Here is a 23495-nt window from a genome sequence, read left to right as displayed (position 1 = left end):
GCCGATTCTCTTGGCTATACATGAAAAGGCTAAAGAAGGGAAGGGGACGGCAGGAAAACTTCCCGACATATCCGGCATTCGCGGCCATTTTGCCGCAGGTTGCACGAACATGCCGCGCAACCGGTGAGGATTTTGAGAAAAGGCTTGTGAAAATCGGGTTCGCCAAGCTATCTAAACGCCATTCTGACTGCCGAAAAAGCAAACCGGAGCTGCGATGCGAGTCCTATACGTCGGTAACTTCAACGAAAAGCATGATGGCGGCGCCTTCTACGATTCCAACCGGAAGCTCGCCAACGGTTTTATCCGAAATGGTCATCAGGTCTACCAGTTTAGCGACCGCGATATTGCGAGGTCCTCCACCTGGTTCGGATCCCGCAAATTCGGTGTCGTTCCTGCGAATATGCGATTGATCAAGACCGCGAAGAATTATTGGCCGGATTTGCTCTTCATCGGTCATGCGGATCCGATTTTTGCGCAGACCCTCAAGGAAATACGCAAAGCCGTCCCCCATATCAAAATCGCCGTTTATGATTTCGATCCACTCTGGCAGGCCCAGACTGTGGCCCGTACGGCAAAACATGCGGCTATTGCCGATGCTACTTTTATTACAACTGCGGGCGATGGGCTGAAGCAATTTGCGAATAAGCGCAATGTCGTCAGCTTTTTCCCCAATCTCGTCGATCCCAGCATTGATACGGTGCGTGCCTTCGATAATCCCAATCCGAAATTCCGTCTCTTCTACGGCATGGGCAATGCGAAGGAGGGCAGTGAGCGGCGACAGGTTGCCGAAATGATCCTTGACCGGTTTGGCACGCAGACGATGGAAATTCTCGGAATGTCCGGAAAGCCGCCGATTAGCGGTATTACCTACCAACGCCGGATCGGAGATTCCCGGATGGGTCTCAACCTCAGCCGTGATGAAATATTCCCGCTATATAGCTCCGACCGGATGGCGCAATATACCGGAAACGGACTTATGACCCTTATCCACCGGCGGACGGGATATGATCAGATTTACAAGGAAGATGAACTTGTCTTCTATGATGATTTCGACCAGCTTCTTGAAAAGATCGCCTATTTCAATGACCATGATGACGAGGCGCGGACCATCGCCCGGAACGGTTGGAAACGGACACATGAAATCTTTAATGAACGACTGGTGACCAAATATATTACCGAAGTGACGTTCCGTCAGGAGCTCAGCGAAGATTATCAGTGGCCCACGGAACTGCACCGGGCCTGACTAATCAGATACCCGCTTTTTTCAGTTCAGCCGGCAATCTTCCGCCGATCCAGTAAAAATACATCCTGAAATCGCTGTAAAGTGACCAGAGGGGGTAGGTGAACGTCGCGGGGCGGTTCTTCTCAACGAAGAAATGCGCGACCCAGGCCGGACCGTAGCCGGCCACGAGCGCCAGTAAAATCAGCCATGGCGTCTTTAGGGCAATGGCGGCAATCAGGCAAAACAGGGCAAGCGTCGTTCCGAAATAATGCAGCCGGCGGCAACTCACCTTCGAATGTTCCCTGAGGTAATAGGGCCAGAATTCGTCATAGCTGCTAATCTTGTCCGCCATTTCCTGTGTCTCCCAACAAATTTACGCGCTATTATAATAGAAAAACCCGCCTCAAATCCATCCGGACAAATTTCCTGCAGGAGGTTGACGTTTACGTAAACGTCAACTATATTCATCGCAGGGGTCAGGATTGGGAATCATATGAACGCCAGAACAAAAATTGAGACGGAAGACCGGATAAGCTTCTCCATTACAGAGCTCGCCGAGGAATTCGGCGTCACTTCCCGCACCATCCGTTTTTATGAGGACAAGGGTCTGATAAATCCGGCGCGTGAGGGAACAACGCGGATCTATTCCCGGAGCGATCGCGGCCGGCTGAAGATTATCCTGCGCGGCCGACGTTTGGGATTCAGCCTTCAGGATATCAAGAAAATGCTGGACATGTATTCACCAGAAAGCGGCAGTACAGACCAGCTCACCTTCACACTGAAAAAATGCGAAGAGCAGCTTGAAAAACTGAATGCGCAGCGAACGGATATCAATGAAGCGATTGCGGAGCTTGAAGATGGTATCGCCCAGTTGAAGGAACATCTGGCGTCAGGCGGAAAGCCGCTGGGCGGTTGCAAGAAGACGATCGCGTAGCTACCCGGTAAGTGAGTCAACCAAATTTCCAAACGTGAAAAGCATGCTCTATGTAAAAGGGCAGAACGAAAATAACGACCGGGAGTAGCCGGTTCATCTAATTGATCTGAAAGGAAGTTGAGACAATGAAAAATGTCGTAATCGCGGGATATGCACGCTCTCCCTTCACCCTTGCAAACAAGGGGGAGTTGATCAAGATCCGCCCCGATGAAATGACGGGACAGGTGGTCAAGGGGCTGATCGCCAATACCGGCGTGAATGTCGAGGATATTGAGGATGTGATCATCGGCTGCGCCTTCCCGGAGGCAGAGCAGGGCCTAAATGTCGCCCGTATCATCAGCTTCCTTGCCGGCATTCCGAAATCCGCCGCGGCAACGACGGTCAATCGTTTTTGCGGTTCCTCCATGCAGGCCATCCATATGGCCGCTGGCGCGATCCAGATGGGCGCAGGCGAAGTATTTGTCTGTGGCGGGATCGAGAGCATGACCCGTGTGCCCATGGGTGGTTTCAATCCCGCGCCGCACCCGGGGCTTTATAAATCCTATCCGGAGGCCTATGTCTCCATGGGAATTACGGCGGAAAACCTCGCAAAAAAATATAACATCTCCCGTCAGGAGCAGGAGGAAATGGCGGTGGAAAGTCATGCCCGCGCCACCGCCGCCCGCGAAGCCGGTAAGTTCAGTGACGAGATTATCCCGATTGTCGATGGCAATACCCGCGTTGAACAGGATGGCTGCATTCGTCCCGAGACGACAATGGAAACCCTCGCGGGACTGAAGCCGGCTTTTGATGCGAATGGAACAGTCACGGCGGCGACTTCCTCCCCGCTCACCGATGGCGCGTCGGCCACGCTCGTCTGTTCCGAAGAATATGCCGATGCGAACGGGCTTAAGAAACTCGCACGCATCAGGTCGATTGCCGTCGCGGGCTGTGCGCCGGAGCTGATGGGTATCGGACCGGTTCCGGCCACCAAGAAAGCGCTGGAGCGTGCGGGCGTCACTCTCGCGGATATGGATATCATTGAACTGAACGAGGCGTTTGCGGCGCAGGCCTTAGCGGTCCTGAAAGAATCCGGCATGGATTTCGCCAAAACCAATCTTGATGGCGGCGCTATAGCCCTCGGCCATCCGATGGGCGCGACAGGGGCCCGTATCACTGGCAAGACGGCAAGCCTGTTGCAGCGCGAAGGCAAGGCGCTCGGTCTTGCCACACAATGCATCGGCGGCGGTCAGGGTATCGCCACGGTTCTGGAGGCCTGCTAATCATGGCGATTGAAAAAGTTGCCGTTATCGGCGCAGGTGTCATGGGCGCGGCGATTGCCGCCCATGTTGCCAATGCGGGCGTTCCGGTGGTGTTGCTGGATATCGTTCCGAAAGATGCCAAGAACCGGAATATGCTGGCTGAGGGTGCGGTTGCGACCATGCTGAAAACCAAGCCCGCGCCCTTCATGCACAAGAAGAACGCGCGGCTGGTCACGACGGGCAATCTTGAAGACAACCTCGATCTCGTTGCCGATTGTGACTGGATCTGCGAGGCAATTATCGAGAATACGGGGCTAAAGCAGGACCTTTACAAGCGTCTCGACGGCGTACGTAAAGCAGGCTCCATTGTTACTTCCAACACCTCCACCATTCCGCTCAAAACACTGATGGAGGGGATGCCGGAAAGCCTACAGAAGGATTTTGCCATCACCCATTTCTTCAACCCGCCGCGTTATATGCGGTTGTTTGAACTGGTCGGCGGTGAACATACCCGCAATGAAGCGCTGGATGAGTTGCGCAAATTCGCGGACGTATCTCTGGGTAAGGAAGTTGTCGACTGTTACGACACGCCCGGGTTTATTGGTAACCGGATCGGCATTTACTGGTCCTCTGTGGCGACACGCTCCGCCTACGATCTCGACCTCACGGTTGAAGAGGCCGATGCGGTTTGCGGTAAGCCGATGGGCATCCCCTCCACCGGGATTTTCGGTCTCGGCGACCTGACGGGTATCGATCTGGGACCAAAGGTGATTGCCTCCATGCTGGCGGAGCTGCCTGCAAGCGATGTGTTTTCTCGGGAATATGACGAAAATCATCCGCTGGTCGCGATGACCGCGAAGATGATCGAAGAGGGCTATACGGGCCGCAAGGGCAAGGGCGGTTTCTACCGCATGAATAAAGAGGGCGGCAAACGCGTCAAGGAAGCCCGCAATCTCAAAACCGGTGAATATGCCAAGGCCCAGAAACCACAGCTCGGGTCCGTCAAGGCGGCGAAGAAGGGCCTGCGTGCCCTCGTCGAATATGACGACAAGGGCGGGCAATATGCCTGGGCGATCCTCTCGAAGACGATTTCCTACGCGGCCTCGCTGGTGGGTGAGATCGCCGATGACATCATCGCCATCGATACGGCCATGAAAACCGGCTATGCCTGGAAATATGGTCCGTTCGAACAACTCGATCAGCTCGGCAACCAATACTTTATTGATCGGCTGGAAGCTGAAGGGCTACCGGTGCCGGAATTCCTGAAAAAAGTTGGCGATCGCCCGCTCTATAAGGAAGAGGGTAAGGACGCTTTCTACATGACGGTTGACGGCGACTATGCAGTCGTTCCGGTGGCGGAAGGCGCGTGGATGCTCGCCGATATCAAGCGCGGCAGCGAGCCGGTAATGTCTAACAAGGGCGCAAGTATCTGGGATCTCGGAGACGGTGTCGCCTGCCTTGAAATTCACACAAAGATGAACTCCATCGATCAGGATGTGGTCGCGATGTTGCAGGAAGCGGGCAAGATCGACAAGAAGGGCTTCAAAGCATTGGTTATCGGCAATGATGCGGATAACTTCTCCGTTGGCGCTAATGTCGGCCTCGCGCTTTTTGCGGCCAATGCGGCGATGTGGCCGGTGATCGAGAATTCGATCTCTGAAGGTCAGAATGCGTTGATGAAACTGAAATACGCACCCTTCCCCGTGGTTGCGGCTCCGGCTGGTATGGCGCTCGGTGGCGGCTGTGAAATTGTACTCGCGGCATCAGCTGTTCAGGCTCATGCAGAAAGCTATATGGGTCTTGTGGAAGTTGGTGTCGGGGTGATCCCTGGCTTCGGCGGCTGCAAGGAACTGGTCATCCGCGCGATGATGAACAAGAAACGCCCGGGCGGCGCAATGCCGGCGCTATCCGGCGTGTTCGAGGCTATTTCCACCGCAAAGGTTGCAACAAGCGCGGCAGAAGCGCGGGACATGATGATCCTGCGCGAGGGTGACCGAGTCACCATGAACCGCAAGCGTGTTCTCGCCGATGCGAAGAAACGCGCGCTTGAAATGGTGGAGGGTTACACCGCGCCCGAACCCGTGGAAGTCAACCTTCCCGGCGCGACGGCGGCGGCGGCCTTCGATATGGCGGTTTCCGGGTTCGTGAGCATGGGCAGGGCCACCGCCTATGACGGTGTAGTCAGTGAGCAGGTCGCCCGCGTCCTCACCGGCGGGGATACGGATATCACCCAGCCGGTGACCGAAAAGAAGCTGCTACAGCTGGAACGCGAGGGGTTCATGACTCTCATCCATAACCATAAAACGCTTGACCGGATCGAGCATATGCTCACCACCGGCAAGCCGCTTAGAAACTAGAAGGGAGTATCGAGATGCCTGTTTATAACGCACCGGTAAAAGACTTCAAATTTGTCCTCAACGACCTTCTGGGTCTCGACAAGATGACCAATATGCCGGGTTTCGAGGACGCGACACCGGACATGATTGATGCGATCCTTGAAGAGGGCGGCAAGCTGATGAGCGAGGTAATACAGCCGCTCAACCAGGTCGGCGACAAGGAAGGCTGCACCTGGAACAATGGCGAGGTAAAAACCCCGACCGGATTCAAGGAGGCCTATGACGAATATCGCGCCGCCGGATGGATGGGCCTTGATGCCGATCCGGAGTATGGCGGGCAGGGCCTTCCTCATGTCATAGGGATCGCCTTCGCCGAAATGATGAGCGCGGCCAACATGGCGTTCGGCATGTATCCGGGCCTCACTCATGGCGCCTATGCGGCCATTCATAAGCATGGCACCGATGAACAGAAGCAGACGTGGCTTCCGAAAATGGTCACCGGTGACTGGACCGGCACCATGAACCTGACCGAGCCGCATTGCGGCACGGACCTTGGCCTTATGCGTACCAAGGCGGTGCCGCAGGACGACGGCAGCTACAAGATTACCGGCACGAAGATTTTCATCTCCGCCGGCGAGCATGATATGGCGGATAATATTGTCCATCTGGTGCTGGCGAAAATTCCGGGGGGCCCGGACGGGATCAAGGGTGTCTCACTCTTTATCGTGCCGAAATTCCTGCTGGACGCGGATGGAAACCCTGCCACCCGCAACGGGGTTGAGTGTGGTTCCATCGAGCATAAGATGGGTATTCATGGCAACTCCACCTGCGTCATGAATTATGAGGATGCGACGGGCTGGCTCTTGGGCGAGAAGCACAAGGGCATGCGCGCCATGTTCACGATGATGAATGCCGCCCGCCTCGGCGTTGGAATTCAGGGCCTCAGCCAGGCCGAAGTCGCCTATCAGAACGCGGTGATCTATGCGAAGGACCGTCTGCAAGGCCGGTCTATTTCCGGTGTCAAGGCGCCGGACAAGCCCGCCGATCCGATCATCGTGCATCCGGACATTCGCCGGAACCTGCTGATGATCCGGGCCTTTACCGAAGGCGCCCGCGCCTTGGGGCTTTGGGCAGGCTTGCAGGTCGATATGGTGGAGAAGCACCCGGATGAAGAGGGACGCCGCGCCGCCGATGAAGCGCTCTCGCTTCTCACGCCGGTCATCAAGGCCTATTTCACCGATATGGGCTTTGAACTCGCTGCGACCGCGATGCAATGTTATGGCGGTCATGGTTATATCCATGAATGGGGAATGGAGCAGTTCGTCCGCGATGCCCGCATCACCCAGATCTATGAAGGGGCGAACGGTATTCAGGCGCTTGACCTCGTCGGTCGCAAGCTGCCGCAGAATATGGGCCGCAACCTTCGTCAGTTCTTCCATCCGGTGGATGCTTTCATCCAGGAAAATATGATGGACCCGGACCAGAAGGAGTTTGTCATGCCGCTCGCGAAAGCCTTCGCGAAGCTGCAGCAGGGAACGGCGCTTCTCGGCGAAAAAGGCATGAAAAATCCCGATGAAGCCGGAGCGGCGTCGACGGAATATCTTCGCATGTTCGGCCTTGTCGCACTTGGCTTCATGTGGGCGCAAATGGCGAAAATCGCCAAGGCGAAACTCGCTGAGGGAACCGACGATCCAGAGTTCTACAAGACCAAGCTGGTGACCGCGCGGTTCTTCTTTGAGCGCATGATACCGGATGTCTCCTCCCTCCTTGTGAAAATGAGCGCGGGATCAAAAACGATGATGGAACTCGACGCTGAAGCGTTCTAGGTCGTCAGGTATGAGATATACGAAAAGGCGGGTCTTTTGGCTCGCCTTTTTTTGTGGAGAAATGCGATACAAAAGGCTAGACTTGGACAAAATTGACAAATTGTCAAATGCAGGGAAAGTCGCACGAAAATTAAAAACAAAGGTGGCGAGATGATCGAGAGAAGCATTTTCAGCGAAGAGCATAATATTTTCAGGGAAACGGTCCGCCGCTTCTATCAAGAACATATCATCCCGCATCATGCCCAGTGGGAGAAAGACGGGCAGGTGAGCCGCGAAGCCTGGCTGGAAGCCGGCAAACAGGGGCTTCTCTGTATGCCGATCCCGGAGGAATATGGCGGCGCGGGCGCCGACAAGCTTTACAGCATTATCATGATGGAGGAGCAGGCGCGCGCGGGGACGTCTGGGCCGGGCTTCGGCCTTCATTCCGAGATTGTCGGACCCTATATCCTGAACTACGGCACGGAAGAGCAGAAGAAGAAATATCTGCCAAAAATGGCGCGCGGCGAAATCATCGGCGCCATTGCCATGACGGAACCGGGCGCCGGATCCGACCTGCAGGGGGTCAAGACCCGCGCGGTGAAGGATGGCGATGACTACATCATCAATGGCTCCAAGACTTTTATCACGAACGGCTTTATGTCGGATCTGGTCATTGTCGTGACGAAGACGGACCCGACGGCGGGCGCTAAAGGTACCACTCTGTTTTTGGTTGAAGCAGGCACGCCCGGTTTTGAGAAGGGCCGCAATCTCGATAAACTCGGGCTCAAGGCCCAGGATACGGCGGAACTTTTCTTCGATGACGTCCGCGTCCCGGCAAGCAACATGCTCGGCGGCGAGGGAAAGGGTTTCTTCTGCCTGATGCAGGAACTCGCCTGGGAACGGCTACAGATCGCGATCGGCGCCACGGCGACGATGGAAGCGGTTCTTGAAGAAACCATTGACTATGTGAAGGAGCGGGGTGCCTTCGGTAAGAAGATTATCGAATTCCAGAATACGCGTTTCAAGCTTGCTGAACAGAAGACGCAAGTGCAGATTGCCCGAGTCTTCGTTGATAAATGTATTGAGGAATTGCTCAAGGGCAACCTCCAGGTGGCGACCGCCGCCATGGCAAAATACTGGTGCTCCGATCTCGAAAACAAGGTGATTGACGAATGCCTGCAATTGCATGGCGGCTACGGTTTCATGTGGGAATACCGGGTTGCGCGATCCTACGCTGATGCCCGGGTACAGCGCATTTACGGCGGCACCAACGAGATTATGAAAGAACTCATCTCCCGAGAATTGTAAAAGTGATGACACGCGCCATTCGCTGACTCGGCTGCTTTATTTCCGTCAATTGTGGCGCTCACCGTCGGGCGCGTAGATAATTGCCTCGCCTTCGGCGTTGTTTGTAAAATGAACTGCTTTTGCGTAGTATGATCCGGGGCTATCGGGAAGGAGCAAATGCAATGAAGCAGTTCGCGAAATTAATGACTGTGGTTTGCGCCACAGTTGCAGGGATTGGCGTATCGTTCGCATCGGCAGAAAATGTAAAGGTGACACCCCTCGGCGGGCAGGAAGGGGAGTTCTGCCGACTGGATCGGGCCATGGTATTTGAAGATCCGAACGGAACCCGGGTTCTGTATGACCCCGGCATGACGGTCGCCGGTCCGGAAGATCCAAGGCTTGGAAACATAGATATTGTCTTGATCAGCCATATGCACGGGGACCATGTGGGGTCCCGTCACAATGCGGCGCCGAATACGGGGAGTTGCGCGGAACCAGATTTATCCGTTGTTGCTGTTCCCAATACCAATGTGGTCAATATCGTTCTAGCCAAGAACGCCAAGATTGTTACCGGAAGTGAAATGCCAGAGTTCTTTGCGAAGAAACTTGCCTCCCTAGGCGGCGATCCGAAGAATTCGATGCTTGTCCGCTTCGGGGCAAACAAGGAAATTGGCGGCGTGAATATTACAACGGTACCCGCTGTCCACAGTAACGGCGTTCATCCCAGTATGATTGGGGGCGATCTTGGGGATTCCCTGGCCGCCGCCGGGCTTGGCGGGCATGTCGGGCCGCCAACCGGATATGTGCTTAAGTTTTCCAATGGACTTGTCGTCTATCTCTCCGGTGATACGGGCATTACGGCGGAACAGGAACTCGTTGTCCGCGATTATTATGCGGCAAAACTGGTCGTGATGAATATTGGCGATACCTTCACCACAGGCCCGACCGAAGCGGCCTATGTCATTAATGAAATGGTCAAACCGGCTTCCGTGATTGCGTCTCATGCCAATGAAGAGGCGACGAAAGACGGGAAAATTATTGAAGGAACACGGACGGATATTTTCAAGAAAGCAGTAAAAGTTCCTGTCTATGCAGCCTTGAGCGATAAGACGCTGGAATTTAACGCCGAAGGCGCCTGCGTTTCGGGTTGCTGATGTAAAAGTCAATCGGCGTTCAAGATAAGAGGCCGGTTCTCCGGCCTCTTTTAATTAGGGCGTCTTGTGATTTCTTCGCCCACCGCGAATTTCGCGCGCCATCTAAGGGGACCAGAACCCATTCGACGGCGCGCGCGGGCGTATAGGCGTGGCTGTTTAGGGCTTGGTGGCTTAGAGCCGAAACTCCAATTATATCTGAAGAACATTTACCCATCTCCGGCCGTTGACCCCGGGGCGCAGAATATGGCCCCGGGCGACGTGTGGCAATTAACGCAAATGCTGATGAACCGCGCCTGATGTAAGGTCATTGCCTAGAGCTGTGATTTTAGCAATTTCTCCTTCGGGAAACTCGTGAATTCCTCCGGTAGCGGGACGGATTTCCGCGTGGTCATGTCGAAATAGCATCCGATGACAGTTGTTGTAACCGCGATGGTTCCCTTGTCCATATCGATCAGATTATGACCGAAACGGAATATTTTTCCATCAGCGCCCATCAGTCCGCTTTTAAGCAGGATTGCCGCCGATTTCTTAATTGGCGCATGGAACTCTGAATAGTAATCGAGGGCGGCAGATCCGAGATTGCGGTTTCGGATAATCTCGCGCGTCAGGCCAACGGCATTTATGATATGGGTCGCCGCATCCGAGAAATAACCGACGATGTGGCGCATCTCGATCGTATCGAACTGGTCACATTCCCATACGTCGACGGAGCCACGCGCGCTTTCGAACATGTGATTTAGGGGTCTGTTGGGCATCAGGTCTCCGGCAAAGGGCGCCGGGCGATAAACGGCCGGATGCTCGTCCATCAACCTTTCTGCCGCGTCGCGCACATCGGCGGGAAGCGGAAGTTCCTCGTCCGTATCATAGTCCGTATACCCGGCAGAGAATTCGTAAACTGCGGACAGCCTGTCCTTGACCGCATCATAGATATGTATAAAGGCCTGAATGCCCTCTTCCGTCACGTGTCTAATTCCGCAAATTCCGTATAGCGGCGTTCCCTCGTGAACTTCCGATTTATACTGAATACGCAGGGTTTTGAAGCGGAGTCCCTTGCGCGTACTGCGGATGACAGTTGGGGAAAGGCCCAGTGCATGCTGCAAATGCGCGAAGGCATCAGAACCCTTCGACATATAGAACTGAACGTTCATATGGCGCATCTGGTCGCATTCCCAGGATTCCACGCCACCACGGTAACAGGGGATCAACTTGCTCATGCCGCGTCCTCCGCTTCCGTTATAATTTCGGTTATTTTCCGGCGGATTTGCTCGCTTAAGGGAACGGATTTGCGCCGCTCCAGATCCATATAGACGGAGGTCATCTTGTTGATGAAGGCAAGGGCGCCGGTTTCGCTGTTATAAAGCCGGTGATCAAATGAAATTGATTTTTCGGAATGTCCAATAACCGCGCTTTCCATATGGATGATGTCGCCGGCTCGGAGTTCGGCAAGATATCGGCTTTCCTGATGGACAGCGGCGAGACCGCGCCTGCCGCCCTTCATGTCGGCCGGATCGATCCCGATGAGATAAAACATATGGCACATCGCCTGGCTTATCCTGGCATTGTAGAATTGAATATTCATGTGACCCAAAAGGTCGCATTCTCGCATCAGAACCTGGCCGCGATAGCTCTCTACATAGCCGCTCATGAAAGGGGAACTCCTGTCTTCACAATTGTTATTCTTCTTCTTATTGCGCCAACCTTAATAACATCCGTTTTGCATACCGGTCGACCATTTCTTGCGGTTGCTGATTCAATAGTTGCAGTCTCCCGCCGTTTTCCAGCATCAAGAGCCCGAGGAGAAAGGCGACAAAATCAATCGTTTCCTCCTGCGAGAGTGCGGGCGGCACGGAATGTATCCGGTGAAGACTGTTTGCAAGCAACCCCATCAGCGTGAGCAGCCTGCTATCGAACTCCTTCCTCACGACTGGCGGTATTTTTGCATCTTCCGCCGCAAGTCCCGGCAGCGTCAGCAACAGAAGCCGCCGTTCTTCCGGTCGTTCACAAAAATAATCCGCGACCAGAGAGAAGGCGCGTCTGTTTGTGGACTTATCCTCAGTGGGCGACGTCGATGCCGCTTTGATATGGCGTGTCAGTTCATTCAGAATGGTCGCCAACAGTTCAAGCTGAATCTCTTCTTTCGTCTGAAAATACGCATAAGCTGCGCCGAGGGAATACCCGGCCTCCGCCGCAATGGCCCGCATATTCAGGCCATCCAGTCCCTTCTCGGCAAATATGCGCCTTGCCGCGGCAAGAATATGTCGACGTTTGAAGGACCGAATGCTATCCGTACGGTTTTGCTTTTTTCCCGGTTTTGCCATTGAATGCCCTCGCAGATTATACATTATCATAAAAAATGAACATTGTTTAATTTTTCTTTAGATGATCTACCCGATAGTTTTTGAAATTTTTTCGACGGAATAAATTCGGACGGCGCGTTGAAAGGTTAGTCACATAATGAAGGAGACTAAAGTTATGAAACGTAAATTTATTATCGCCTCTATGATTGCTTCCCTGACTATCCCCGCACTTGCCATCGCTGCGACGGACGGCGCGCCGAAAAAATCACATAAAGGCGATATTTTTGAGCGCCTGGATACCAATAAGGACGGCGAGATCAGCTTCGAGGAAATGACGGCCAAATCTACCGAGCGCTTTTCCAAGCTCGACAAGGATGGCAACGGCACCGTCACTGTTGAGGAAATGACAGTTAGCAAGAGAGAGTTCTTTGACAAGCTCGATGCCGACAAAAACGGCACCATCAGCAAGGAAGAGGCCAAGGCGTTTCACGAAATGAAGCGGGAAATGCGGAAAGAACGTCATGCTGCACGGATGATGGAGATTCTGGATTCGAATGGTGACGGCACCGTTTCAAAAGAGGAATTCACCGCTGCATCCGATAAGCGCTTCGAGGCGGCCGATACCAACAAGGATGGGATTCTCTCCGCGGATGAGCTTCAGACCATGGGCCCGAAGAAACACGGCATGAAAAAAGGCTAACAGAAGTAAACGCGAGTCCTTGTCATCGCGTTTTAAAGGCCCGCTCTCCTTCCCTTTGAAAGAGCGGGCCTTTATGTTTCAGGCGGAAGCTTTTCCTGTGAAATAGCTGTCAATAAACCCGGTCGTCGCGTTGCCGTCCGTAAACGCGGGATGCGAAACGCATTCTTTCAGAAAATGCCGGTTGGTGACCAAGCCGTCGTCGACCGTTGAGTCGAGGGCGCGAATAATATTCGCTTGCGCCGCCGCGCGGGTCTCGCCAAATCCGATAACCTTGGCGATCATCGCATCGTAATAAGGCGTCACTTCATAGCCATCCACAAGGCCGTGATCCGTGCGAATTCCGATGCCCTCCGCCGGGCGCCATTTATTAAGCACGCCAACCCGGGGCAGGAATTTTTTTTCGGGATCCTCCGCGTAGAGCCGCGCCTCTATCGCGTGACCTTTAAGAGAAATCTTTTCTTGTGTCAGCGGCAACGGTTCGCCGGCGGCGACCCGGAGCTGCCATTCGACGAGATCGAGTCCGGTTATACATTCCGTGACCGGATGCTCGACCTGCAGGCGCGTATTCATTTCAAGGAAATAAAAATCTCCTTCCCGATCCAACAGGAATTCGAAGGTGCCGGCCCCCGAATATCCGATGGTCTTTGCCGCGGTGGCGGCCGTTGTTCCCATTTTATCGCGCAGCTCGGCGCTGACGGCGGGGGACGGGGCCTCCTCTATTACCTTCTGGTGCCGCCGCTGAATGGAGCAGTCTCGCTCGAACATGTGGACGGCATTGCCGTGATTATCCCCGAAGACCTGTATTTCGATATGCCGGGGCTCGATGATCGCCTTTTCAAGGATGAGTTCCGGCGATCCGAAAGACCGTTCGGCTTCCGAGCGCGCGGTCTTCAGGGCCTTGAGTAATTTCTCCGGTTTTGCGACCAGGCGCATGCCGCGCCCGCCGCCACCGGCCGCCGCCTTCACCATGATAGGGAAGCCAATGCCCTCCGCCGCGGCGATCAGGGCGTTATCCGATTGATCCTCGGCTTCATACCCCGGAATGCAGGGCACGCCCGCCGCGATCATATATCGTTTTGCCGCTGCCTTGTTGCCCATTAGGGCAATTGTATCCGGATCCGGACCGATAAAAACGATGCCTGCGTCCGCACATGCGCGGGCGAAATCGGCATTTTCAGAAAGAAATCCGTAACCGGGATGGATGGCCTCCGCGCCTGATTTCCTCGCCGCCTCGACAATCTTCGCTATCGAAAGATAGCTGTCCGTCGCAGGCGGAGGTCCGATCAATATTGCCTCATCCGCCATTCGGGTGTGGCGGGCATTTGCGTCCGCTTCCGAGTAAACCGCGACGGTTTGGATATCCAGTCGTTTCGCCGTTTCAATTATTCGACACGCAATTTCGCCACGGTTGGCAATCAGGATTCTTGAAAATAGTGGCATTGCTCTATCGTCTTTCATCCGCGCCGTTGTTTGGGCAGGGTATCCATATATTTGCAGATGATACCGAGCATCACTTCATCTGCGCCGCCGCCAATGGACGAAAGCCGCCCGTCGCGATAAAGCCGGGTAATCGGCGTTTCATTCATGAAGCCCATACCGCCATAATATTGGAGACAGGCATCGGCAATCTCCCGGGTCAGGCGCCCGACCTTCAGTTTCGCCATGGAGGCAAGCATCGTCACATCTTCGCCCCGGACATAATCATAGACCGCGCGATAGGCGAGGGAACGGAGTTGCTCGACTTCGGTCAAAAGCTCCGCGAGGCGGAAATGGATATACTGATTGTCGATGAGCGGTTTGCCGAATGCCACGCGCGTCCGGGTGTAGTCAATGACGTCATTAATCGCTTTTTCAAGCGGTTTCAATCCGGCCCCGGCCGCCCAGAGCCGTTCCTCCTGAAACTGCATCATCTGGTAGGTAAAGCCTTTGCCTTCTTCCCCGATCAGGTTTCGCTGCGGAACGCGGACATCTTTGAAAAAAAGCTGCGCCGTGTCGGAAGAACGCATGCCCATCTTGTCGAGCTTGCGCGCGAGCGTGATGCCGGGGCTATCCATCGGAACGACGATCAGGGATTTGCTCTCATGCATGGGACCGTCACTGGTGTTGACCAGCATGCACATGAAGTCTGCCTGCGCGCCATTGGTGATCCACATCTTCTGGCCGTTAATGATGTAGTCATCGCCGGCTTTGCGGGCATGGCTCTTGATCGCCGCAACATCCGATCCGGCCCCTGGTTCCGAGACGCCGATGCAGGCAACAAAATCACCGGCAATGGCAGGCCGTAGATAAGCCTCCCGAACGTAGTCGGAGCCGAAGCGTGCAAGCGCCGGGGTTGCCATGTCCGTTTGCACACCGATCGCCATCGGCACGCCACCACAGTTTATCTGCCCGAGTGTTTCGGAAACCGCGAGGCTGTAGGAATAATCAAGGCCGAGTCCGCCATATTTCTCCGGCTTGCAGACGCCGAGAAATCCCTGATCGCCGAGTTTCTTGAAGAGCTCATGGGCCGGGAATGCACCGTCCGCCTCCCATTCATCGACATAGGGGTTTATTTCCTGATCGATAAATTTGGTGAGCGAGCGGATGATTTCCTGATGTTCGGGTCCGTAAATCATTCCCCGTCCTCCTGTAAAAACTTGGGGATCTCAGCGAGGTGAAACCCGTTGAACGCCTTGTTGTTCTTATGGTCCGGCATGTCCCAGTTCATACGGATATTCGGTGCACCCCCATCAACGCGCAGGCAGCTTCCCGTTATGAAGGCCGCTGCCTCCGAGAGCAGAAAAACAATGCCGGCGGAAATTTCCGATTCCGTTCCCATGCGCTTGACCGGGTGCGAAGCGATACGGGCCTTGACCCGCGCCTTCCACCAGTCGGGATAGGTATCCATTCCCGACGAGACAATCATGCCCGGAGCGATGGCATTTACCCGGACACCGGCCGGTGCCCATTCAAGGGCGGCAGTTTCTGTGAAACTCAGCATCCCTTTCCGGGCCGCTCCCGAATGACCCATCCCCGGCATGGAGTTCCACATATCGGCGATCATATTGACAATCGGGCCGCCGCCATTTTCCTTCATCCACTGGACGTAACATTCCCGGGCGAAGAGAAAGCCGCCTGTCAGGTTGGTTTTGATCACCGCGTCCCAGCCCTTCAACGATATCTCCTCAAGCAGCGCTGGAAACTGACCGCCGGCATTGTTGACGAGGCCGTGTATAGCACCGTGTTGCGCGACAATATCGGCAACGGTTTGCTTGACGGCGTCTTCATCCCGGATGTCGCAGGTATGGATTGTCGCACTGCCGCCGGCCTCATCAATTTCCCGCTGGACGGTTTCCAGTTTTTCCAAAGACCGGCCCACAAGGGCAACCCGTGCTCCCAATGAGATAAGTTCATGCGCCGTACAGCGGCCGATGCCGCTGCCGCCGCCGGTCACCACGATGGACTGTCCGTCGAACAATCCGGGCCGGAAAATGGATCGGTAACTCATAAGTTTCTCCCACGTTTCTTTTTCTTTTTTATCGCGGTCCTGCGCATCCGAGAATGTCACCCGGGCGTCAGATCGGGAATTGACAGACTGACGCTTGACCTTTACGTTAACGTCAAGATCAAAACCGGAGATCCTTCGCGGATCTTCATTGTAGTTTTATAGACATTTTTGGTGCAATCCTGAAAGGAAAAGAAAATGGCGACGCTGGAAGAAATTACCGAAGGCATGCGGGCGCGGGTCGGCGAAGATAGCGGTCTTAACGCGACGCTGAAATTTGATTTCGGAGACGATGGCGTCGTCTATCTTGATGCGGCCACTGTGCCCAACGTCGTTTCGAACGAGGATAAGGAAGCGGACTGCACGATCACAATTACCAAGGAAAATTTTGAGGCGCTGGCCAACGGCGACCTTGATCCGACGACCGCCTTTATGATGGGCAAGCTTAAAATCGGCGGAAATATGGGTATTGCGATGAAATTGCAGAGCGTTTTCGCCTGAATCTGGAAATTTTGCGCTTTCGGGCGAAATTTTCTCTGTACCTTTTCGCCGCGAGCCATTATGAAAGGCGCTTCGAATTTTAGTTGCAAGCGAGTGGAGCTAGTCACATGACTGCGAGATCAGCACGGAATGGCCGCAACCAGGGCGGCAAGAGCCGGAAAAAAGGCGGCGGCGGAAGCGGCGACGGACTGACCAAGAACAGCCGGTCCAACCAGCAGCGCGCTGCCCGTAAAATGAATCTGAAGGCGCATGGCCGCCATGCAGCACGGCGGCAGTTGAAGAAAGTTCAGGCTGCGACCCGTACCGCTGCCTGAGGCGCGAGCCTAAACGGAAAAGAAATGGGCGGTTCCGGTTTTACCGGGGCCGCCCTTCTTTTTGGCCTTGAATGACATAAAGCATTTGCGAATGACCATATGGCTCGACCGGCCGGTCACATGACAGGCGCGTCGCCCGCTGTTCTTCCGCCACTTTCACAAGTAGCGATCCCAACTCGGCGGGAGGAAGGTACCTGATTCGAATCATAATGGGCTCCAGTAATTGCGAATGATTTGCATTATTAAATAATATGAGGGCCCGGGCGTCAATCTTTTTTAAGAATGATTTGCAGTTATGAGACGGCTGAGGAGTGAGGCGCGGAGGCTAAAGCTGGTCGATGGCGATATAACGCTCTCTGACATTGTCATAACCCGTCTCGAACGACCAACCATCCCGCTCCGCAGCGAGGACGATGTTCGCGCAGGCGCGGCTGTCCGAAAGGGCGTCATGATGCGTGAGCTCGAGCCCCAAAAAATGTGCGACATTCGGGAGCTTCGTCGGTCGCACTTCCCACATGCCGCGGGCAAGTTTGACGGTGCAGGTGAAGTCCTTCGTCGGGATATCAAGGCCGTATCGATCACAGCAGCTCCGTAACACGCGCGAATCAAACCCCGCATTATGGGCTGCGAAGAAATCCACCCCATCGAACAAGGGGGCCATGTCCGGCCAAAGATCCCCGAAATCCGGCGCATCCGCGACATGCTCCCAGGTGAGACCATGTATATGGGTGAAAAAGAAATCCGGACTTGGCGGGCGAATGAGAAAGGCCTCCTCCCGGATTATTTTCCCGTTCTCCGCCCGAACCAGACCGATTGCACAGGCGCTGTCGGACGCATTGTTGGCCGTCTCGAAATCAATCGCAAGAAAACTGCTCATACTCTGGTCTTGCGCTCCTTCTCGTTAAGTCAGGCGGATGCCTCCGCCCCCTTGCGGGCCTCGTATTTCTTTTTCTCCTCTTCCACCAGCTCTTTCTTGGAAAGCTTGCCAACGAGCGTCTTGGGAAGTTCGGCGCGGAATTCCAACGCCGCAGGCAGTTCGTGCTTTCCAAGCTTGTCGGCGAGAAATCCGCGAAGCTCCTCCAGAGTGAATTCCTTGCCGCTCGGCGTCAGTTTGATGAAGGCCTTGGCGGCCTCGCCGCGATAGTCATCGGGAATGCCAATTACGGTTACCTCGGCCACAGACGGATGCTCAAAAATCGCTTCCTCGATGATCCGCGGATAAACGTTGAAGCCGCCGGAGGTGATCATGTCCTTGGTCCGGTCGACAATATGCATATAGCCATCTTCGTCTATATAGCCGGTATCGCCGGTAAGAAAGAAGCCCTCGACAAACGCCTCTGCGGTCGCATCGGGCTTATTCCAGTAGCCCTTCATGACATTGGGGCCCTTGATCGCAATTTCCCCGATTTCGCCTGTTGGCATGATTTTGCTCTTGTCGTCGACATCGAGGATGCGGATTTCGACGCCGGGAACCGGAACGCCCGCGGCGCCCGCGATCCGCTTTTCGGTCATTGGCGTGGACGTGCCCGACGGGGAGGTTTCCGTCATGCCCCATCCCTCGAGGAGGCGGCATCCCGTTACCTTCTGGAACTGGTCCTGGACTTCTACAGGAAGCGGTGCGCCGCCGGACGCGCAGAACTTGAGAGACGACAGGTCATAGCTCTTGATATCGGGATGATTGGCGATAGCCATATACATGGTCGGGACGCCGGGGAATACCGTCGGTTTTTTCTTGTCGAGGTCCTTCATCACGTCGTTGAGCTCGAATTTCGGATGGAGGATAATCTCCGCGCCGCCGGCAATGCCGAAGTTCATGATGACTGTGAGCGCATAGATATGGAAGAGCGGCAGGACGGCAAGCACTTTTTCCGTGCCGTCGACAAGCACCGCGTCGTCGCCCTGCTGCATGGCGCGAAGCTGCTGGCAGGCCGCAATGAGGTTTTTGTGGGTGAGCATCGCACCTTTTGGAAGGCCGGTCGTGCCGCCCGTATATTGCAGAACGGCAACCTGTTCAGCCGGGTTCGGGACGGGGCTTACGTCAATCTTCCCGTCGTTGGCGAGCAACCGCTTGAAGGTCACATGGTTGTCGTCATTCGGAACTTTCGAGATTTCCTTGGATTTGACAATTGGGTAAAGGAAATTCTTCGGAAAGGGCAAAACTTCCTTAAGGCAGCCGACAACGATTTTCTTCAATCGCGTCTCTTTCAACATCGTCGCGATCTTTGGATAAAGAACCTCCAGATCGAGCGTGACGATAAAATCGGTATTGCTGTCCTCGATCTTGTGGCGGAGTTCCCGTTCGGCGTCGAGCGGGGAATAGTTGACGACCGTCCCGCCCGCCTTGAGGATGCCAAAGAAGCAAACGATATAATGGGGTGTATTCGGCAGATAGAGGCCGACATGCACGCCTTCCTTCACGCCGAGTTCGCGAAATCCCTTGGCGGCGCGGTTCACCATGTCATCCAGGTCAAAATAGGTGTAGCGCTTGTCGAGAAAATCGATGACGTAATTATTCGGCCAATTCTTTACGGCCTCATCCAGAAGAGCGTAGACCGGCTTTTCCTCGATATCGATTTCCCACTTAACCCCTTTCGGGTATGATTTTTCCCATAGAAAGTCAGACATTAAAAAAACTCCCTGGACTTTTTGTTATCCCTGTTATGGATAAAGGTACGTCGCAAAGGGGAAGGTGGTCAATGGAAACCGTGCGCGGATTTCATTATCCCGTGAAAGAAAAACCGTCCGGGCCGGCGCCACAGATGACGACGCCGGTTTTCGCCCCCGCCGGAGGTTTGTATTCTCCGGAACGCAGCGCGGCAATGGCGGCTGCGGCCGAAAGTTCGACGCCCAGCCCAACATTCTCCCAGAGCCATTCCGCCGACTGTTTCATGGCTTCGTCTGTCACTAGAACAATGTCATCGACAAGCTCTGAAATAATCCGAAAATTTATTTCCGCCGAACGGCGGGGGGCGAGGGTGCCGGCTTTCGTTTCGATCGACTCCAGCGTCACAAGCGCTCCGGCTTCTATGCTGGATTTAAGCGTCGGGGCGCCGACCGCTTCCACGCCGATGATGCGGATATCGGGGTTCCGTGCCTTGACCGCCGTCGCAATGCCGGAGATCAGGCCGCCGCCGCCAATTGCGACAAGCAGAACGTCAATATCCGGCGCCTCCTCCAAAATTTCCAGACCGATGGTTCCCTGCCCGGCAAGGACGCTGATGTCTGCGAAAGGGTGGATATAGCGTTTGCCTTCCTCTTCTGCGGCCCTGAGCGCAAGGGCATTGGCGTCGTCCCATACGGCTCCTACGACAATAACATGTGATGCAATTTTCTTGAGCTTTTCGATTTTCGACAGGGGGGTGTTCTCGGGCAGGAAAATCGTCGTCGGCGTGCCGGTCATCGCGCCCGCTGTCGCAACTCCCATGCCGTGATTTCCGCCCGAGGCGGTCACCAGGCCGCGCGTCAGCTCATCTCCGTCAAGCCCCAGAACGGTATTCAGGGCGCCGCGTATCTTGAAGGATCCGGAAATCTGCAGGTTCTCAAGCTTGGCAGATATTCTGAGGCCGGTGTCCAGATCAAACTCCATCTGCGGTGTCCGACGGATACGGGTTGACAGTCGTTGCCGCGCCGCCTCGATATCCTCAATGGTGAAATTCCGAACCATCGCGCCCTACTTTCCGATAATCTTCCATATCCCGTCCGCCGTCATGATCCTCTCGCCCCGGACAAGGAGTTCGCCGCGGACAAATACGACGGCGAGGCCCTTGCGGCTGATTTCGGATCGGGTTTCGATCCAGTCTCCGGGTTTGGCAGAGGCAACGAAATCGCAATTGAGGGTTATAGTCGCACAGCGTTGCCGGTCAAGGGAGCGCCAGACGATCTGGCCCAGCACCTCGTCAAGAAAGCTGAACAGCATGCCGCCGTGGACGACGCCATTGCCGTTCGTGTGGCTTTCATCGGCGAGGAAGCCGTAAACAAAGCTGTCACCGTCTTCCTTATAATAAAGCGGCCCGATTTTTTCCGTGAAACGACCCCGGGATGCGAAGGGACGGAAGCCTTCGGGGATAGGAGAAGCTGTCATACTGGGTCTCTGATTTATTGTTTTGTCCCAGTATGACCAATATCAGGTGTAGCGCAAGTGGCGGGTGAGTTATCAATCCGCGTCCTCGTCATAGCCGTTGCGAACGGCATTTTCGACGCATTCTTCCCTTTCCGCATATCCCTGGGTTGAGGCGCCGACTCTGCGTCCGTTCGGCGCCATTCGCCGCCATCGCCATTTATGATGCTTCTCATTGTGGTCCTGGTAAAATTCCCACTTATCTCTGTCGCCTTTATCTGTCATCCTTCACTCCATTGACTAAATATAGAGTCAGACGCCTCAACGCAGATTTTGTGAACAGGCAACGGGTGACGACCGCTGATTTTTAATGATGGCGATTTTGGAGGCAGCATGAAAACGATCATTATCGAAATTGATAAGATCTACGTACCGGCTAAAACACGGAAGTCACTTAACCCTGCGCGCGTCGATGAACTGGCGGAAGATATCCTTGAGAATGGACAGAAATCGCCCATACAGGTTCGTCTCGGTAAGGAGCGCTATGTGCTGATAGAGGGGCAACACCGACTGGAGGCAATCCGGGCGTTGGGCGAAAACACCATTGGCGCCGTTATTGTTCAGGCGCGCCGGCACTAGACGTGTCTAGCCCGCGACGTTCTGCATCAGGCGGCGGTAGAACTGGATGATTTCCGCATAGTTATCGATCATGATGCGCTCGTTTGTGCCGTGTACACGCGCCAGATCTTCCGGACCGAAGCGCATGGGGATGAAGCGGTAGCTGTTTTCGGCGATCGCTTCATAATGCTTGCTGTCGGAACCTGCCAGCATCAGGCCAGGTGACACAAGAACGTCCGGCAGGGTTTCGCGGATGGTCGTCTCAATCAGACGATAGCCTTCCCCGTTTTGATCGGAAACCTTCGACGGGTCATTTCCCTGTTTCACGGTGATCTCTATATCAGGATCGTCGACGACCGCCGTGACATGATCAACGACATCCTGAATAGTGGTTCCGGGAAGCATCCTGAAATTGATCGTCGCCATCGCGATTGTGGGAAGAACGTTGTCTTTAGTGCCGCCTTCCGCGATCGTAACTGCGGTCGTCGTGCGAACCATGGCATTGGTTGCCCCTCCCTTGCCAAGTTCCCCGAGCAGGATCGGATCGAAAAGCCAGCGGTTAGAGATAATGGCTTTGAGCGGCATCGACATATGCGGGGCGAGCGTGTCGAACATATTGGCCGCCGGGCTGATCAACGCGGCAGGAAACCGGTTGTCCTCAAGGCGCGCGACGGCCCGGGCGATCTTGCCAATCGCTGTCGTTCTCGGCGGTATCGATGAATGTCCGCCCTCGGCCATCGCGGCAAGTTGCAGGGTCAGGTAGCCTTTTTCGGCAAGTGCAATAAACGCAATCGGCTCGTCAACGCCCGGCATCAGTCCATCGACGATGACCATCCCCTCATCGAGCGTGAAGGAAAGCTTTACGCCGCGTTCCTTCAGCAGCGCCGCGATTTTCCCCGCGCCGTTCTCACCGCCGATCTCTTCATCATGGCCGAAGGCGAAATAAATTGTCCGTTTTGGCGTAAAGTTCTCAGCAAGCAGATATTCCGCTGCCTCGAGGATGGCGAAGACGGACAGTTTGTCGTCCAGTGTGCCGCGGCCCCAGATGGCACCGTTTTTGATGGTGCCCGAGAAAGGGCCTTCCTCCCAGTCCTGCTCCGTTCCCGGCTCGATGGGAACCACATCCATATGCCCCATCAAAAGAACCGGCGGGAGGGAAGGATCGCTTCCTTTCCACGTATAAAGAAGGCTGTGATCCCCGACGACGTCGCGCTGCAATGTCTCCTGCACGAGCGGGAAGGAGCTGCTGATGAGAAGATGCAGCCGGTCGAATTCCGCAGCCGCAGGCGGATCGTCCCGGCCTATTGAAATGGTCTCAATGCGCACGGCCTCCGAAAGCCGGGCTGCGGCGGCGTCGGCATCAATTGGCGGCAATTTGATCGGGTCTACCGAAGCTGTCGACGGGGTATTGGTGAAGGTGTTGAAGGCGACAACCCCAACTAGGGCGATAAGGATTGCCCCGACCAATAGACCGATTTTTTTGAACATTTTTCCGCTCCCCGGATCGATTTTATGGCGCTTGTTCTTTCCTTGAAGGGTGCAGGA

At 54.9% G+C, this 23495-nt stretch carries 23 protein-coding genes and 1 pseudogene; 11 read left to right on the top strand and 13 right to left on the bottom strand.

All coding sequences use genetic code 11. The features are described 5' to 3' along the window. Positions 1-214 precede the first annotated feature (214 nt). Entirely contained in the window at positions 215-1243 is a 1029-nt protein-coding gene (locus GQF03_RS14735) for a glycosyltransferase family protein (RefSeq protein ID WP_161340049.1), read from the top strand. A gap of 4 nt (positions 1244-1247) precedes the next feature. Here GQF03_RS14735 and GQF03_RS14730 read toward each other — a convergent pair whose 3' ends face one another. Further along, positions 1248-1574: an Mpo1-like protein gene (locus GQF03_RS14730; RefSeq protein ID WP_161340048.1), complete on the bottom strand. Its 327-nt coding sequence runs from the start codon at positions 1572-1574 to the stop codon at positions 1248-1250. A 141-nt stretch (positions 1575-1715) separates the two neighbouring features. Here GQF03_RS14730 and GQF03_RS14725 point away from each other — a divergent pair, with 141 nt between their 5' ends. The 6 genes from GQF03_RS14725 (at position 1716) to GQF03_RS14700 (ending at position 9979) form a co-directional block, all read left to right on the top strand. Beyond that, complete coding sequence (locus GQF03_RS14725; RefSeq protein WP_161340047.1) at positions 1716-2156, top strand: MerR family transcriptional regulator; 441 nt, start codon at positions 1716-1718, stop codon at positions 2154-2156. A gap of 125 nt (positions 2157-2281) precedes the next feature. Then, complete coding sequence (locus tag GQF03_RS14720) at positions 2282-3418, top strand: thiolase family protein (RefSeq protein ID WP_161340046.1); 1137 nt, start codon at positions 2282-2284, stop codon at positions 3416-3418. Between the two features lie 2 nt (positions 3419-3420). Continuing rightward, the gene (locus GQF03_RS14715) at positions 3421-5754 is read left to right on the top strand and encodes a 3-hydroxyacyl-CoA dehydrogenase/enoyl-CoA hydratase family protein (RefSeq protein ID WP_161340045.1); all 2334 of its coding nucleotides are present in this window, start codon (positions 3421-3423) and stop codon (positions 5752-5754) included. 14 nt (positions 5755-5768) lie between these two features. After that, a complete protein-coding gene (locus tag GQF03_RS14710; RefSeq protein ID WP_161340044.1) occupies positions 5769-7559 on the top strand; it encodes an acyl-CoA dehydrogenase C-terminal domain-containing protein in 1791 nt (596 codons plus the stop codon). Between the two features lie 150 nt (positions 7560-7709). Next, positions 7710-8846 carry an acyl-CoA dehydrogenase family protein gene (locus GQF03_RS14705; protein WP_161340043.1) on the top strand — a complete coding sequence of 379 codons (1137 nt, stop codon included), beginning with the start codon at positions 7710-7712 and terminating at the stop codon, positions 8844-8846. Positions 8847-9007: 161 nt separating this feature from the next. Beyond that, positions 9008-9979, top strand: a complete 972-nt coding sequence (locus GQF03_RS14700) for an MBL fold metallo-hydrolase (RefSeq protein WP_161340042.1) — start codon at positions 9008-9010, stop codon at positions 9977-9979. Between the two features lie 311 nt (positions 9980-10290). Here GQF03_RS14700 and GQF03_RS14695 read toward each other — a convergent pair whose 3' ends face one another. From GQF03_RS14695 to GQF03_RS14685, 3 genes are read right to left on the bottom strand one after another with little or no spacing between them, the layout of a single operon-like run. Then, on the bottom strand, positions 10291-11193 hold the full coding sequence (locus GQF03_RS14695; protein WP_161340041.1) for a thioesterase family protein: 903 nt from the start codon (positions 11191-11193) through the stop codon (positions 10291-10293). Further along, the gene (locus GQF03_RS14690; protein WP_161340040.1) at positions 11190-11624 is read right to left on the bottom strand and encodes an acyl-CoA thioesterase; all 435 of its coding nucleotides are present in this window, start codon (positions 11622-11624) and stop codon (positions 11190-11192) included. Before GQF03_RS14690 ends, GQF03_RS14695 begins: the two co-directional genes overlap by 4 nt. A 40-nt stretch (positions 11625-11664) precedes the next feature. Next, positions 11665-12297 (bottom strand): TetR/AcrR family transcriptional regulator, encoded by a 633-nt coding sequence (locus GQF03_RS14685; RefSeq protein ID WP_161340039.1) that lies wholly within the window; start codon positions 12295-12297, stop codon positions 11665-11667. A gap of 154 nt (positions 12298-12451) precedes the next feature. On the opposite strand from GQF03_RS14685, the gene GQF03_RS14680 reads away from it, so the two are divergent. After that, on the top strand, positions 12452-12976 hold the full coding sequence (locus GQF03_RS14680) for an EF-hand domain-containing protein (RefSeq protein ID WP_161340038.1): 525 nt from the start codon (positions 12452-12454) through the stop codon (positions 12974-12976). A 99-nt stretch (positions 12977-13075) separates the two neighbouring features. On the opposite strand, the pseudogene GQF03_RS14675 reads toward GQF03_RS14680, so the two are convergent. The 3 genes and pseudogenes from GQF03_RS14675 to GQF03_RS14665 form a co-directional block, all read right to left on the bottom strand. Then, positions 13076-14416: pseudogene (locus GQF03_RS14675) on the bottom strand (acetyl-CoA carboxylase biotin carboxylase subunit); the annotation flags it as partial. Between the two features lie 14 nt (positions 14417-14430). Next, on the bottom strand, positions 14431-15591 hold the full coding sequence (locus GQF03_RS14670) for an acyl-CoA dehydrogenase family protein (protein ID WP_161340036.1): 1161 nt from the start codon (positions 15589-15591) through the stop codon (positions 14431-14433). Continuing rightward, entirely contained in the window at positions 15588-16463 is an 876-nt protein-coding gene (locus tag GQF03_RS14665) for an SDR family oxidoreductase (RefSeq protein WP_161340035.1), read from the bottom strand. Before GQF03_RS14665 ends, GQF03_RS14670 begins: the two co-directional genes overlap by 4 nt. A gap of 195 nt (positions 16464-16658) precedes the next feature. Here GQF03_RS14665 and GQF03_RS14660 point away from each other — a divergent pair, with 195 nt between their 5' ends. Next, a complete protein-coding gene (locus GQF03_RS14660; protein WP_161340034.1) occupies positions 16659-16961 on the top strand; it encodes an SCP2 sterol-binding domain-containing protein in 303 nt (100 codons plus the stop codon). A gap of 107 nt (positions 16962-17068) precedes the next feature. Next, complete coding sequence (locus GQF03_RS14655) at positions 17069-17275, top strand: hypothetical protein (protein ID WP_161340033.1); 207 nt, start codon at positions 17069-17071, stop codon at positions 17273-17275. A gap of 325 nt (positions 17276-17600) precedes the next feature. On the opposite strand, the gene GQF03_RS14650 is transcribed toward GQF03_RS14655, so the two are convergent. From GQF03_RS14650 to GQF03_RS18680, 5 genes are all read right to left on the bottom strand, one after another. Then, positions 17601-18152: a 3'-5' exonuclease gene (locus GQF03_RS14650; protein WP_161340032.1), complete on the bottom strand. Its 552-nt coding sequence runs from the start codon at positions 18150-18152 to the stop codon at positions 17601-17603. A 29-nt stretch (positions 18153-18181) separates the two neighbouring features. Further along, a complete protein-coding gene (locus GQF03_RS14645; RefSeq protein ID WP_161340031.1) occupies positions 18182-19900 on the bottom strand; it encodes a long-chain-fatty-acid--CoA ligase in 1719 nt (572 codons plus the stop codon). A gap of 94 nt (positions 19901-19994) precedes the next feature. After that, the gene (locus tag GQF03_RS14640; protein ID WP_161340030.1) at positions 19995-20939 is read right to left on the bottom strand and encodes a threonine/serine dehydratase family protein; all 945 of its coding nucleotides are present in this window, start codon (positions 20937-20939) and stop codon (positions 19995-19997) included. 6 nt (positions 20940-20945) lie between these two features. Then, entirely contained in the window at positions 20946-21356 is a 411-nt protein-coding gene (locus tag GQF03_RS14635) for a PaaI family thioesterase (RefSeq protein ID WP_161340029.1), read from the bottom strand. 72 nt (positions 21357-21428) lie between these two features. Then, positions 21429-21617, bottom strand: coding sequence for a YegP family protein (locus tag GQF03_RS18680; protein WP_162858485.1), 189 nt, complete (start codon positions 21615-21617; stop codon positions 21429-21431). A gap of 108 nt (positions 21618-21725) precedes the next feature. Between GQF03_RS18680 and GQF03_RS14630 the strand changes: the two genes are divergently transcribed. Continuing rightward, a complete protein-coding gene (locus GQF03_RS14630) occupies positions 21726-21971 on the top strand; it encodes a ParB N-terminal domain-containing protein (protein ID WP_161340028.1) in 246 nt (81 codons plus the stop codon). Between the two features lie 6 nt (positions 21972-21977). Here GQF03_RS14630 and GQF03_RS14625 read toward each other — a convergent pair whose 3' ends face one another. Further along, the gene (locus GQF03_RS14625) at positions 21978-23438 is read right to left on the bottom strand and encodes a M20 family peptidase (protein ID WP_161340027.1); all 1461 of its coding nucleotides are present in this window, start codon (positions 23436-23438) and stop codon (positions 21978-21980) included. Positions 23439-23495: the final 57 nt, after the last annotated feature.

The sequence above is a fragment of the Sneathiella chungangensis genome, assembly GCF_009882935.1.
GTDB classification, from domain to species: domain Bacteria; phylum Pseudomonadota; class Alphaproteobacteria; order Sneathiellales; family Sneathiellaceae; genus Sneathiella; species Sneathiella chungangensis.
Note: the sequence above shows the minus strand (reverse complement) of the source record. Positions and strands in the feature narration are given on the sequence as shown.

Bases quoted from the DNA above. Each gene is read 5' to 3' on its own strand.
- GQF03_RS14645 (WP_161340031.1), bottom strand. From the start codon at position 19,900: ATGTCTGACTTTCTATGGGAAAAATCATACCCGAAAGGGGTTAAGTGG.
- GQF03_RS14640 (WP_161340030.1), bottom strand. From the start codon at position 20,939: ATGGTTCGGAATTTCACCATTGAGGATATCGAGGCGGCGCGGCAACGA.
- GQF03_RS14625 (WP_161340027.1), bottom strand. From the start codon at position 23,438: ATGTTCAAAAAAATCGGTCTATTGGTCGGGGCAATCCTTATCGCCCTA.
- GQF03_RS14695 (WP_161340041.1), bottom strand. From the start codon at position 11,193: ATGAGCAAGTTGATCCCCTGTTACCGTGGTGGCGTGGAATCCTGGGAA.
- GQF03_RS14630 (WP_161340028.1), top strand. From the start codon at position 21,726: ATGAAAACGATCATTATCGAAATTGATAAGATCTACGTACCGGCTAAA.
- GQF03_RS14660 (WP_161340034.1), top strand. From the start codon at position 16,659: ATGGCGACGCTGGAAGAAATTACCGAAGGCATGCGGGCGCGGGTCGGC.
- GQF03_RS14690 (WP_161340040.1), bottom strand. From the start codon at position 11,624: ATGAGCGGCTATGTAGAGAGCTATCGCGGCCAGGTTCTGATGCGAGAA.
- GQF03_RS14700 (WP_161340042.1), top strand. From the start codon at position 9,008: ATGAAGCAGTTCGCGAAATTAATGACTGTGGTTTGCGCCACAGTTGCA.
- GQF03_RS14705 (WP_161340043.1), top strand. From the start codon at position 7,710: ATGATCGAGAGAAGCATTTTCAGCGAAGAGCATAATATTTTCAGGGAA.
- GQF03_RS14735 (WP_161340049.1), top strand. From the start codon at position 215: ATGCGAGTCCTATACGTCGGTAACTTCAACGAAAAGCATGATGGCGGC.
- GQF03_RS14730 (WP_161340048.1), bottom strand. From the start codon at position 1,574: ATGGCGGACAAGATTAGCAGCTATGACGAATTCTGGCCCTATTACCTC.
- GQF03_RS14650 (WP_161340032.1), bottom strand. From the start codon at position 18,152: ATGAGCAGTTTTCTTGCGATTGATTTCGAGACGGCCAACAATGCGTCC.
- GQF03_RS14635 (WP_161340029.1), bottom strand. From the start codon at position 21,356: ATGACAGCTTCTCCTATCCCCGAAGGCTTCCGTCCCTTCGCATCCCGG.
- GQF03_RS14710 (WP_161340044.1), top strand. From the start codon at position 5,769: ATGCCTGTTTATAACGCACCGGTAAAAGACTTCAAATTTGTCCTCAAC.
- GQF03_RS14715 (WP_161340045.1), top strand. From the start codon at position 3,421: ATGGCGATTGAAAAAGTTGCCGTTATCGGCGCAGGTGTCATGGGCGCG.
- GQF03_RS14725 (WP_161340047.1), top strand. From the start codon at position 1,716: ATGAACGCCAGAACAAAAATTGAGACGGAAGACCGGATAAGCTTCTCC.
- GQF03_RS14680 (WP_161340038.1), top strand. From the start codon at position 12,452: ATGAAACGTAAATTTATTATCGCCTCTATGATTGCTTCCCTGACTATC.
- GQF03_RS14655 (WP_161340033.1), top strand. From the start codon at position 17,069: ATGACTGCGAGATCAGCACGGAATGGCCGCAACCAGGGCGGCAAGAGC.
- GQF03_RS14685 (WP_161340039.1), bottom strand. From the start codon at position 12,297: ATGGCAAAACCGGGAAAAAAGCAAAACCGTACGGATAGCATTCGGTCC.
- GQF03_RS14670 (WP_161340036.1), bottom strand. From the start codon at position 15,591: ATGATTTACGGACCCGAACATCAGGAAATCATCCGCTCGCTCACCAAA.
- GQF03_RS14665 (WP_161340035.1), bottom strand. From the start codon at position 16,463: ATGAGTTACCGATCCATTTTCCGGCCCGGATTGTTCGACGGACAGTCC.
- GQF03_RS18680 (WP_162858485.1), bottom strand. From the start codon at position 21,617: ATGACAGATAAAGGCGACAGAGATAAGTGGGAATTTTACCAGGACCAC.
- GQF03_RS14720 (WP_161340046.1), top strand. From the start codon at position 2,282: ATGAAAAATGTCGTAATCGCGGGATATGCACGCTCTCCCTTCACCCTT.